This is a genomic window from Actinotalea sp. JY-7885, assembly GCF_014525465.1.
Classification (GTDB): domain Bacteria; phylum Actinomycetota; class Actinomycetes; order Actinomycetales; family Cellulomonadaceae; genus Actinotalea.
Map to the genome: position 1 here is coordinate 1 of NZ_JACEXH010000007.1, position 11,636 is coordinate 11,636.

10 protein-coding genes are annotated in these 11,636 nt (G+C 75.4%); 3 read left to right on the forward strand and 7 right to left on the reverse strand.

The window, feature by feature from the left end:
• The 3 genes from IDM29_RS01600 to IDM29_RS01610 form a co-directional block, all read left to right on the forward strand.
• On the forward strand, positions 1–229 hold a 229-nt coding region (locus IDM29_RS01600), incomplete at its 5' end, for a hypothetical protein (protein ID WP_188037116.1).
• 91 nt (positions 230–320) lie between these two features.
• Positions 321–2,960 carry a SpoIID/LytB domain-containing protein gene (locus IDM29_RS01605; protein WP_182111770.1) on the forward strand — a complete coding sequence of 880 codons (2,640 nt, stop codon included), beginning with the start codon at positions 321–323 and terminating at the stop codon, positions 2,958–2,960.
• 152 nt (positions 2,961–3,112) lie between these two features.
• On the forward strand, positions 3,113–5,377 hold the full coding sequence (locus IDM29_RS01610) for a DUF2142 domain-containing protein (protein ID WP_188037117.1): 2,265 nt from the start codon (positions 3,113–3,115) through the stop codon (positions 5,375–5,377).
• Here the strand turns inward: IDM29_RS01610 and IDM29_RS01615 are convergent.
• From IDM29_RS01615 to IDM29_RS01645, 7 genes are read right to left on the reverse strand one after another with little or no spacing between them, the layout of a single operon-like run.
• Positions 5,368–5,760 carry a DUF2304 domain-containing protein gene (locus IDM29_RS01615; protein ID WP_182111768.1) on the reverse strand — a complete coding sequence of 131 codons (393 nt, stop codon included), beginning with the start codon at positions 5,758–5,760 and terminating at the stop codon, positions 5,368–5,370. The genes IDM29_RS01610 and IDM29_RS01615 overlap by 10 nt on opposite strands.
• The gene (locus IDM29_RS01620) at positions 5,757–6,533 is read right to left on the reverse strand and encodes a glycosyltransferase family 2 protein (protein WP_182111767.1); all 777 of its coding nucleotides are present in this window, start codon (positions 6,531–6,533) and stop codon (positions 5,757–5,759) included. Before IDM29_RS01620 ends, IDM29_RS01615 begins: the two co-directional genes overlap by 4 nt.
• 10 nt (positions 6,534–6,543) lie before the next feature.
• Positions 6,544–8,073: a lipopolysaccharide biosynthesis protein gene (locus tag IDM29_RS01625; RefSeq protein ID WP_182111766.1), complete on the reverse strand. Its 1,530-nt coding sequence runs from the start codon at positions 8,071–8,073 to the stop codon at positions 6,544–6,546.
• Positions 8,070–8,972, reverse strand: coding sequence for a glycosyltransferase (locus IDM29_RS01630; RefSeq protein WP_188037118.1), 903 nt, complete (start codon positions 8,970–8,972; stop codon positions 8,070–8,072). Before IDM29_RS01630 ends, IDM29_RS01625 begins: the two co-directional genes overlap by 4 nt.
• Entirely contained in the window at positions 8,969–9,982 is a 1,014-nt protein-coding gene (locus IDM29_RS01635; RefSeq protein WP_188037119.1) for a glycosyltransferase family 2 protein, read from the reverse strand. Before IDM29_RS01635 ends, IDM29_RS01630 begins: the two co-directional genes overlap by 4 nt.
• On the reverse strand, positions 9,979–10,962 hold the full coding sequence (locus IDM29_RS01640; protein ID WP_188037120.1) for a glycosyltransferase family 2 protein: 984 nt from the start codon (positions 10,960–10,962) through the stop codon (positions 9,979–9,981). The genes IDM29_RS01635 and IDM29_RS01640 overlap by 4 nt, the downstream gene beginning before the upstream one ends.
• Positions 10,955–11,572, reverse strand: a complete 618-nt coding sequence (locus tag IDM29_RS01645; RefSeq protein ID WP_188037121.1) for a dTDP-4-dehydrorhamnose 3,5-epimerase family protein — start codon at positions 11,570–11,572, stop codon at positions 10,955–10,957. Before IDM29_RS01645 ends, IDM29_RS01640 begins: the two co-directional genes overlap by 8 nt.
• Positions 11,573–11,636 lie beyond the last annotated feature (64 nt).

Sequence of the window (11,636 nt, forward strand, 5' to 3'; positions counted from 1 at the left end):
GGAGGCCGGCGCGTGGGAGCCCGTCCTCGACGACGAGCCGCTCGACGCGGTCGAGGGCTGGCTCGAGCCGCACCCGGGCCTGCCGCGCGCGGGCGAGGGCGGGCTGCGCGCCTCCCTGCTCGGCACCCCCGTGGGTCAGCGGCTCGTGGCGGCGCGCCGCGTGCTGCGCGCCGGTGGCCCGACCGCGCTCGTCCGTAAGGTGGTGCAGGTGGCCCGGCGGGGCGCCTGAACCGAGGCGTCCGGACCGCCCGAGTCCTCATCTGCGCCCAGCGCCTGACGAAATGACCTCCGTGCACCCTCTGCGTCGAGTCCTCGCCTCCGTGACCGCGACAGCCCTGCTGGCCGCCGGGCTCGTCGGCCTCGCCGGCGCCCCCACGGCCACGGCCGCCGAGGAGGTCTACCCCGCACCCGCCTCCGGCCAGTGGACGGTCGACGGCCGCGCCTGGGGCCACGGCCGCGGCATGTCGCAGTGGGGCGCCCAGGGTGCTGGGCTCCAGGGGCGATCGGCTGACGAGATCCTGGCCTTCTACTACCCCGGCACGACGCCGGGGACGATCGCCGGCCAGTACGTCACGGTGGCCCTCACCGCGTACACCCCGACCACGTCGGTCACGGTGTGGAGCCCGGAGAACCGCCCGATCCGGATGGGGGAGATCAACAAGGAGCAGGTCCTCCCGCCCGGCCGCTGGACCGTCACCGTCTCGGGGCAGAGCGTCACGGCGCAGCGGCGCTCGGTCCCGGGTGGCGCGGTGACCGAGACGCGCACCTACACCGGCACGCTGCGGTTCGAGTCGCAGCAGGAGTACGGCATGGTCGTCGCGGCCTCCCCGACGGCGACGAGCGGCACGTGGTACCGCGGTGACCTGCGGGTGGTGCCGACGAGCGGCGTCGGCTTCAACCTCACGAACTCGCTGCCCATGGACGACTACCTCAAGAGCGTCGTCCCGCGCGAGTCGCCCTCGAGCTGGGCACCGGCGGCGCTGCAGGCGCAGTCCGTCGCGGCGCGCTCGTACGCCTGGTACAAGGTCATGAACGGCAGCGCGCTGTGCGACACGACCGCGTGCCAGGTGTACTCGGGACGCGGTGCGGCCAACGCCGCGGGGTCGCTGACCACGTCCTACGAGGCCGCGTCGACGAACGCGGCCATCGCCGCCACGGCCGGGCGCATCCAGACCTACGGCGGCAAGGTCGCGTTCACGGAGTTCTCCTCGTCCAACGGCGGATGGACGACGGCGAGCACGCTGCCGTACCAGGTCTCCAAGGCCGATCCCTGGTCGGGCACCGCGCCCGGGGACGACAAGACCCGGTGGTCCGGCACGCTGAGCGTCTCGCGCGTCGCGCAGTCCTGCCCGTCCGGCGGCACCCTGCGCAACCTCGTCGTCGTGAGCCGCACCGGCTCGGGGGAGCTGGGCGGCCGGGTGACGAGGGCGCGGGTCGAGTGCAGCACGGGCAACGCCACGATCAACAGCCCGTCGTTCGGCCTCCTGTCCAGCTGGTGGCGGCCGCGGTCCACGACGCCCACGCTGGAGGGCGTCGGCGTCTCCGCGACGACGATCGACCACGGATCCCAGATGAGCATCGGGGCGACCGCGAGCACCGCCCTCACGTGGACGCTCTCGGTCGTGGACCGCAGCAGCCGCCGCACCGTCCTGACGACCACGGGCACCGCCGCCGCGGGACAGCGCTTCAACGCGACCTGGTTCGGCACCTACGCCCCGCGCCCCGCGGGTGAGCCGGCCTACGTCGGACCGGGGACCTACGACCTCACCCTCACCGGGACGGACGCGGCCGGCGCCACCACGGCGCCGTTCCGCACGACGGTGACCGTGCGCCGTCCGGCGGACCCGCCCCCGGTCGCCGCGGTGCCGCTCGTCGCGAACGCGGGCTACGTGCCCGTGACGCCGACGCGGCTCGTGGACACGAGGACGACGGTGCAGTCGCTCGGTGCCGGCCAGCGCGCCGACGTCACCGTGCTCGGCCGGGCAGGCGTCCCGACGTCGGGTGTGACGGCCGTCGTGCTCAACGTCACCGCCGTCGGGGCCGTCACGGACACGCACCTGCGCATCTGGCCCGCGGGACTCCCGATGCCCGGGGCCTCCGTGCTCAACACGGACGCCCGCCGGACGCAGGCCAGCATGGTCACGGTCGGCGTGGGCGGCGACGGCAAGATCAGCATCTTCAACGCCGCCGGGACCACGCACTACCTGGTCGACGTGCTCGGCTACTACACGACCGACCTGGGCGGCTCCGCGCGGTTCACCCCGGTCGACCCGGTGCGAGCCTTCGACTCGCGGTCGGGCGCACCGCTGACCGACGGCGCCACCCGCGTGGTGGACGTGGCGACGGTGCTCGGCGTGCCCGCGTCCTCGCTGGGCGCCGTGACCGTCAACGTGACCTCGACCCGCGCGTCGGGCAACGGCTACGTCGTCGCGTACGGCTCGGGCGCGCTGCCCGCGACCTCGACGGTCAACCTCGCCCCCGGCGCCGACGTCGCCAACCGCGCGGTCGTGCCGGTCGTCGACGGCAAGATCTCGCTGACGCTCAAGGGGGCGGGGGCGCACGCCGTCGTCGACGTCGTGGGGTGGTACGCGCAGCCCGGCGTGGTGACCGGCACGCTGTTCACCCCCATCCAGCCCTCGCGGCTGCTGGACACGCGCTCGGGCGCACCCTTCGGCCCCCGCGAGGTGCGGTCCGTCCTCGTGACCGGGGGCCAGGTCCCCGCGAACGCCAAGGCCGTGGCCGGCACCCTCACCGCGGTGAACCAGAGCGCGCCGGTCACGCACGCGCGGCTGTGGCCCGCAGGACTCCCGCTGACGCCGACGTCGGACGTCAACAGCGGCAGCGGCAGGACCCAGGCCAACGCCGTCGTCGTCCCGGTCGGTGCGGGGGGGCGCGTGAGCCTCTACAACGACCAGGGCACCTCGCACCTGATCCTCGACGCGGTCGGCTACTTCCACTGACGCGGCCGGGCTCCGGGCGCCCAGGACGCCCGCCCGGATAGCGGGCCGGGGGGTCGCCGTCGCCTAGGCTTGCCCTGCCCTGCCCTGCCCTGCCCTGCCCTGCCCGCGGACGCGGTCGCGCGACCGCCCCCGCCCCAGGTGAGAGGACCTTGATGGCGCACGAGCGCTCTGACGTTGCCACCGACCTCGGCGCCCCGGACCGCACGACACCGCGCGTGCCGGCGCCGGGTGACCCCGCGGAGCAGGCGGTGGCGACCTCGGGGCGCCGTCGGCGGACGGCGGCGGTGGCGATCCTCGTGGCGTTCGTCGCGCTGGTCGTCGCGCTCCTGGCGCTGCCCGGCGGCAAGGTCGTCGGCGACACCACGACGAACATCACGACCACGACGGTCCTGCCCGAGCTCGAGCCGGGCGAGCCGCTGGTCCAGCCCTTCGTCGCGACGGAGGACCGGCTCGCGGCGGTCTACGTCACCTTCGGCACCTACTTCGGCTCGGCGCAGTGCGACCTGGAGATCTCGCTGCACGAGCGCGAGCCGGGCCCCGAGCCCGGGACGGGGCCGCAGGTCGCGGAGCGGGACTGGGCGTGCTCCGACCTCGCCGACAGCGGCCGGTTGCAGGTGCTGGAGTTCGCACCGCTCGAGGACTCGCAGGGGGAGACGTTCGACCTCGTCGTCGAGCGGGTGGACGACGGCGCAGGTCAGGGCGCGGTCGTGTGGGCCGGCGCGCCGGACGGCGAGGCGCTGCCCGTGATCGTGGACGGGGTGGAGGACGAGACGCTGAGCGCGGCCGTGCGGCCCGAGTACGACCCGCAGCCGCACCAGTGGGACCACATCGGCAGGACCCTCGAGCGGCTCGCGGCGTACGGGCCGGCGTGGGGGAGCGCCGGCGTCTTCGCCGGGCTCGTCGTGCTCCTCGGCGCCCTGGTCTCCCTCGGCCCTCTGGCCCTGCGCTCGACGCGGACGCTGGTCGTCCTGGTGGCCCTGCTCGCGGTGGTGCGGGGCCTGATCTGGTCGGCGGCGGTGCCGGCGCTCGAGGGCATGGACGAGCCGGCGCACTTCGCCTACGTCCAGCACCTCGCCGAGGAGGGCGAGTTCCCGGGCCACGTCGAGAACCGGGAGATCTTCAGCGAGCGCCTGCACGGCACGATCGAGGCGCTCAACGTCGAGTCGACCACGCCGGGCGACCGGCCCGACTACTCGCCGGGCGGCGAGGAGCGCACGCTCGAGGAGGTCGAGGACCTCTCGCCGACGGGCGGTGGCGGCGGCCCCGGGAGCATGTACGCGCCCTTCTACTACCTGCCCGGCGTGCCGCTGTACGAGGCGGGCGGCGACGACATCCTCAGCCAGATCGCGCTCGTCCGGCTCTGGAGCGTGCTGCTCGGTGCCGCGGCGGCGGTGCTGCTGGTGCTCATCGGTCGGCGGCTCTTCCCCGCCAGCGGCGCCGCGCAGGGCGCCTTCGCGGTGGCCGGCGTCATGCAGCCGATGGTGGCCCACCAGTTCGCGATCGTGAACAACGACGGGTGGGTCGTGACAGCCGGCTTCGCCGCGCTGCTCGTGGGGCTGGAGCTGGCCGCCCGCGGGCGAGCACCGCGGCTCGCGCTGCTCGCCGGGGTCGTCATCGGCGCCGCCCTGCTCGGCAAGCCGTTCGCGATCGCGTGCGCCGTCCCGCTCGGGGTCGGCTGGCTCGTCGGCAAGGTCCGCTTCCGCGAGCGCTCGCTGCGGGTCCTCGCCGGGGAGGCGGGCCTCGTCGTGCTCGGCTTCCTGCTGACCTACGGGCTCTGGACGCTCAACGCCGCGCGCCTGGAGCTCAACACCTCCGAGGTACCCGAGCAGCGCGCGACCGGGCAGACCGTCCGGGACTTCCTCCTCACGAACTTCGGGGGCGGGCAGCAGGCGCTGCGCACGGTGTGGGCCAACCAGCTGTGGGGCAACTTCGGCTGGGTCCGGATCCCGCTCCCGACGGCGGTGCAGTCGGTGATCTTCTGGGGGCTGGTGCTCCTCGCACTCGGCCTCGCGGCGTGGGCCGTGGTCGCGCTGGTGACACTGCTGCGAGGGTGGCGGGCGCGGGCGGCGGGCGCCCGACCGGGCGCGGGCGACGGGCCCCGGACCGCTGCGGTCCCGGGCGGCCCGCTGCCCGTCGACGTGCGGCTCCTGATGGTCACGGTGACGATCGTCGGGATCGTGGCGACCCTGTACGCGGCGGCGTGGGTCTACTACGCGTCCACCGGGCAGCACGACCTCCTGCAGGGGCGCTACGCGCTGCTGGCCGTCCCCGCGTTCCTCGCCGCCCCGGCGCTGCTCGCCGAGCGCTTCGGGCGCGGTCGCCTCCCGGCCCCGGCGGTCATGATCGCGATCGCGGCGGGGATGGTGGGGCTCAACCTGCTGGGCCTGCTCCTGGTGCTCGAGGCGTTCTACGGCTGAGGCGGGGCCGCCGGCCCGGGCTCCCCGGACGAGGCACGGACGGCGGCGAGGCCCTCCTCGACGTCGCGGCGGAGCAGCGCGATCTCCTCGGCGAGGGTCCGCGTCTCCTCCTCGAGCTGGGAGATCTCGACGCTGAACTGCACGCAGACGATGAGCAGGATGAGGCCGCTCACGAGGAACAGCAGGTTCACGGGAGTCTGCACGCCGAGGAAGCGCGCCAGGTGCCCCAGCACGTCGGGGAAGGCACCGAGCACCACGACGGCGAACGCGAGCGTGATCCACGCGGCCGCGTACTTCTCGCGGATCCGGCGCGAGCGCATGAGGAAGACGATCGCGCCGACGGTGACCAGCGAGGCCACGAGGGCAGTGGTGTAGCCGTTCACGGGTTCTCCTCCGCGGCGACGCGGGCGTGGGTGAGGCGGCTCGTGGGCCGGGTCAGCGCGATCAGCAGGGCGAGCAGCGCCCGGAGCAGGAAGACCGCGGCCTTGATCGGGCCGTGCGACGGCGTGCCGCCCTGGCGGGCCCGCATCGCGACCGGCACCTGGCGGACCACCAGGCCGGCACGCGCCGCGATGACGAGGGACTCGACGGTGTCGCCGAGGTACTCCGCGGGGTACTCGGCGGCGAAGAGCGGGAGCGCGCGGGGGCCGGCGAGCTTGAAGCCGGACGTCGTGTCCGTCAGCCGGGTCCGGGTGACCCGCGACAGGACGACCGACAGCACGTGCATCGCGGCACGGCGCGGGCCCCGCGCGGTGTACGTGCCCGCCCCGGCGAAGCGCGCGCCGATGACGACGTCGGCGTGCTCGGCGCGCGCGGTGCGCAGCAGGTCCGGGATGGCGGCAGGGTCGTGCTGGCCGTCCGCGTCGAGCTGCACGACGGCGTCGTAGCCCCTGCGGTAGGCGTACTTGAACCCGGCCCGCATGGCGCCCCCGACGCCGAGGTTGATGGGCAGGTCGAGGACCGCGGCGCCGTGCGCCCGCGCCGCCTCGACCGTGCGGTCGCGCGACCCGTCGCTGACGACGAGCACGTCGAGGCCGGCCAGCCCCGGCTCGGCGGCACGGACGGCGTCGATCTCCGCGAGCACGCCCGGGAGCGAGTCCTCTTCGTTCCAGGCCGGGATGACGACGAGCAGGCGGTGGAGCGGGTCGGGCGGCACGGGCTGCAGACTACCGTGGGGCCGTACCGGGCGACCGGCGCCTCGACGCCGCGAGGGCGGTGGCTCCGGCCGCCGCGCCGATCACCACGAGCAGGCCCAGGACGGCCCAGCGCCCGTCGACGGCGGTGCTCACCCACCACGACGCCGCACCGGCCACGACGAGGACGGCACCGGAGACCAGCCACGTCGAACGGGCGGGCGCCGCCGACGGGCCCCCGGACATCAGGGCGCCGGCACCGCGGCGCAGGACCACCATGGCCGCGACGGCGGCGAGCACGCCGGCCGCCGCCAGGCCCAGGAGGCCGAACGTCATGGCGAGAGCCCAGCCGGCCGCGATCTTGACCACGGCGTACACGGCGTAGGAGCGCGACTCGAGGCCGGGCCTCCCGGCGGCCCGCACGAGGATCGCGCGGACGGACGTGACCAGCGTCAGCAGGAAGCCCGCCGCGAGGAGCGCGGTCACCTCGGTGACGTCGACGAGCTCGGGCCCGAGCCAGGCGGCCGCGGCGAACGGGAGCACCGCGAGCACCACGGCGCCGAAGGGCAGCGCGAGGGCGAACCACGCGCGCTCGGCGTCGGCCGCCGCGCGCGGAAGCCCGGCGGGGTCGGCACCCGCCTGGACGCTGAGCCGGGTGAAGAGGGGCGTGAGCAGGACGGACGGCGCGAGGCAGACGGCCGCGGTGAGCGGCGCCGCGGCCGACATGCTGGCCAGGGCCGCGGTCGGCAGCAGGATCCCGGCCAGGACCACGTCGAGCTCGCGCTGGGCGACGAAGCCCAGGGCGCTCGCCTGGTTGCGCCACGCGTAGGCCCACAGGTCGCTCGTCTCGGCGCGGTCCGTGGGTCGGCGGACGTCGTGACGCAGGTGGTGCCGGCACAGCCACAGGCCCAGAAGGACGGCGACGACGGCGTCCGCGTAGGAGGCGAGCAGCAGCCCGGGCAGGCCGTGGTCGCCCAGCAGCGCCACGGCGATGCCGAGCGCCAGCACGGCACGCGCCCCGATGCTCAGCCCGGCGACGGCGAGGAACCGGCTGTGCGCTGCGAGGTAGCTGCTCAGGGCCAGGGCGAGCAGCTGCAGCACGGCCAGGGTCCCGGCGTGGCGGAACAGCAGCCGCGCCTGGTCCCGCACGTCGGGCGGGAAGTCGACGACGGCGAGCACGCCGTCCGCGATCAGGGGCCCGGCGAGCGTGACCAGGACGAGGAGGGCGCCGAGCATGAGCAGGACCGATGCCGTGATCCGGCCGCCGAGGGCGCTGTCGCCGCGGCCGAGGGCCACGCCGTGGTACCGCTGCATGATGCCGACGACGCCCAGGTCGGCCGTGAGGAGCAGGTTGATCGTGGTCATCATCAGCGCCCACGCCGCGAAGGAGCCCTCACCGAGGGACGCCAGCACGAGCGGGGTCGCGGCCAGCTGGACCCCCAGCGGCGCCATCCGGGAGACCCCGGCGAGCAGGGCGTCGCGCCGGTAGCTGCCGGCTCCCGCGGGCGAGGGCGCCGCAGCACCCTCCGGCACGGGATCCGGGCCGGGGCCGGACGCGCTCACGCCGGGCCCCCGGGCCGCTGCGCCGGGTCCGTGCGGCCCGCCCAGCCGTCCGCGAGGCCGTGCGCCATGGCACGCAGCCGCGCGGCGCGCGGCGGCTCGAACAGCAGGACGGTCACGGCGACGTACCCGAGGAGCGCGAGGGACGTGGCGACCCACACGGGCTCGCGCCGCCAGTTCTCCCGCGCGAGCACCACGGCGTTGCGCGCGGCCCAGTACAGCCGCCACGTCGGGTGCTGCGTCGAGCGCAGGCGCAGCGGTCCCCAGCCGCGCCAGCGCGTCTCGCCCAGGCTGTGCGGCAGCGGGACGGTCCGGTCCTGCACCACGCGGAAGCCCGCGCGCCGCACGCGCAGGCAGAAGTCCTGGTCGATCGCGTCCACGAAGAAGTCCTCGCGGAACGGTCCGACCGCGTCGAGCACCGTGCGGCGCACGAGCATGCCGGACGTGATCGCGACGACCAGGTCCGCCAGCTCGGGGCGTCGGGCCGCACGGGGGTCCAGGTACCGGCCCGCGCCGGCGTCCCAGGGCACCGGCGTGGCGACCCCGATGGCGGGCTCGCGCTCGAGGTGCCGCGCCAGGGCGGCCACCGCGCCCGCGGGCAGGGCGGAGTCCTGGTCGAGCAGCAGCAGCGCCCAGGCGTCTCGGCTCAGGCCGGACCCGAGGTTGAGCGCGCCGGCGAGCCCGAGGTTGCGGCCGCTGCGCTCCACCTGGACGCCGACGACGTCGCCGATCCGGTCCTGCGCCCCGGGCTCGCCCGTGGGCGTGTTGTCGACGACGAGCACGCGGTCGCACTGGTCCGCGGCGCTGCGCACGACCTCCGCGAGGCGCTCGTCGGGCCGGAAGGCGGTCACCACGGCGACCACCACCCGCTGCGGGTCGCCGGACGGGACGGCGGTGCTCACACCCACCTCCGCACGAGCCGCCACCACAGCGCCAGCGCGGCCTCGGCCGGGGCCGCGGCGGGCGGCAGCGGCATCTGGGAGGAGTCGAACGTGACGGTCATCAGGTGGACCAGATCGCGGTCGGGCACGGTCCGGGACGACTGGACCAGGCGGCGGCGTCGGGCGACGGTGCCGGGGTGGGTCACCAGCCAGCGCCAGCCCCGCAGCTTCTGCCGCCCCCAGCCCTGGGCGACCGCGACCGCCAGCAGCGCCACCTCGAACGCGAGCAGCGGCAGGGCGAGCAGCGCCAGAGTGCGCGCGCCGTAGGCGGTGAGCACGAAGAGCAGGCGGTTGCGCTCGAGGAGGTACATCTTGAGCGGCGACCTGCCGAAGTCGTAGTGGTGCGCGGCGCGAGCCTGGGGCACGTACCGGACCGTGCGCCCGTGCTGCCACGTGCGCCAGCTCAGCTCGAGGTCCTCCATGTAGGCGAAGAACTCGGCCGGGAACCCGCCGAGCTCCTCCCACAGCGACCGGTCGACCGCGAGGCACGCGCCGCTCGCGGACGCCACCGGCCGGGGGACCGCGTGCTGCTCGACCGGGTCACCGAGCCCGCCCGCCCAGCACAGGCCGAGGACGTGCAGCGGGTTGCCGGCCGAGTTCACCACGTCGGGCCGGTCCGCGAGGACGACGCACGCCCCCGCGATGCCCACCCCGGGCTCGGCGAGCGCCTCCAGCAGCGCGGCGATCGCGTCGGGCGCGACGACGGCGTCGCTGTTGACGAGCACGAGCGGGCCGGCCGGCGCGTGCCGGGCGGCGTGGTTCATGCCGCCCGTGAACCCGAGGTTGCGCTCGGGGGTCAGCACGCGCAGGCGCGGGTCCGTCGGCAGGGTGCGCACGGCGTCGGACGTGCAGCCGTTGTCGACGAGGAGGACCTCGAGCTCGACGCCCTGCGACGCGAGCACCGCGGCGACGGCGTCGTGCAGGTACTCCTCGGCGCCGTACGCCAGCATCAGGACCGTGGCCCGGGTCATGCGGCCCCGCTCCTCGCGCGGGCGGTGTCTGCGAGGCGACCGCCGCGACCGCGCACGCCGTGCCACAGGCCGCGCGCCAGCAGCCGTGCGCGTCGCGCGCGCGGCGGCACCGCCAGCACGTAGAAGACCGCGTACTTGGTGATCCAGGCGGCATACCCCCAGCGCCACCACGCCGACAGGAGCCCGGAACGGATCAGGAGCACGGTGTTGCGCGCCATGTAGTAGTTCCGCGCGGGCGAGTGGATGTGCACGTCGCGCTCGCGACCCGGGATCCGCTGGGTGCGGTCGCCGAGGGAGTGGGCGAGCGCGGCGCCGACGACGCCGTAGAGCCCGTACCCGGCCGCGCGGGCGCGCAGGCCCCACTCGAGGTCGATGTGGTCGATGAACCAGCCCTCGTTCATCGGTCCGACGTGGTCCAGGACCTCGATCGGCACGAGGCAGCCGGACGCGATGAGGAACGTCGCCTCGACGAGGGCGCCGTCCGCGTCAGGGACCGTCGCCCGGCGCGGGCCCCAGCGGTGGTCGGAGAAGAGGAGCGCGGCACCCGTGTTGCGCTCGTCCATCGTCACCGGGCCGACGGCGGCGACGGGCTTCCCGCGGCCGGCGGCGGCGCGCTCGCGGGCGTCGGCCAGTCCACCGAGCAGCCGCGCGACCATGTCCGGGGCCGGCAGCGAGTCCTGGTCGGAGAGGAGCACGGCGCGGGCGCCGTGCTCGCGCGCCCACGCGACGCCGGCGTTCTGGGCCGCCGCGATGCCGTTGTTGCTCCCCGTCGCGAGGAGCGTGGCACCGCACGCGTCGGCGGCCTCGCGCAGCGCGGACACGGTCGCGGCGGGGCTGCCGTCGTCGACCACGACGAGGCGGTCCACCTGCGGGGCCAGCGCGGCGAGCAGCGCGGACGTCAGCCCGACCTCCGGCCGGAACGTGACGACGACGGCGACGACGCCCGTCGAGCCGTCCGCCCCGCCGCCCGTCTCAGCCACGCAGGGTCGCGAGGTAGGCGTCCACGTCCTCCTGGGTCGGGAGCAGGCCCTGCTCGCGGGCCTGCGCCAGCGACGGCGCGACGGCGTCCTTGTCGGAGAGCTGCGGCTCGATCGGGCTGCCGTCACGGGCCGTCGTCGGCCAGTCGATGCCGACCTCGGGGTCGAGCGGGTGGATGCCGTGCTCGCGGCCGGGCGAGTAGCCGGCCGAGCAGAGGTACAGGACGGTCGAGTCGTCCTCGAGCGACATGAACGCGTGACCGAGGCCCTCGGGGAGGTAGATCGCCCGGCGGTCGACGTCGTCCAGCAGCACGGCGTCCCACGTGCCGAAGGTGGGGGAGCCCACCCGGATGTCGACCACGACGTCCAGCACGGCGCCCTTGGCGCACGTCACGTACTTCGCCTGGCCGGGAGGCACGTCGGCGAAGTGGATCCCCCGCACGACGCCCGCGGCCGAGACCGAGAGGTTGGCCTGCTCGAGGTCGAACGCGTGCCCGGCGGCGTCCGCGAACGGCGCGGACTTGAACCACTCGAGGAAGACGCCCCGGGGGTCACCGAACTGACGGGGCGTGATCTCCCAGGCGCCGGGGACGGACAGTTCGCGGTACTCCACGGAGCTTCTCCTCGTTCTGCTGGGGACGACGGTCCAGGGTAGCGGCCAGGGGCGGTGCGACCAT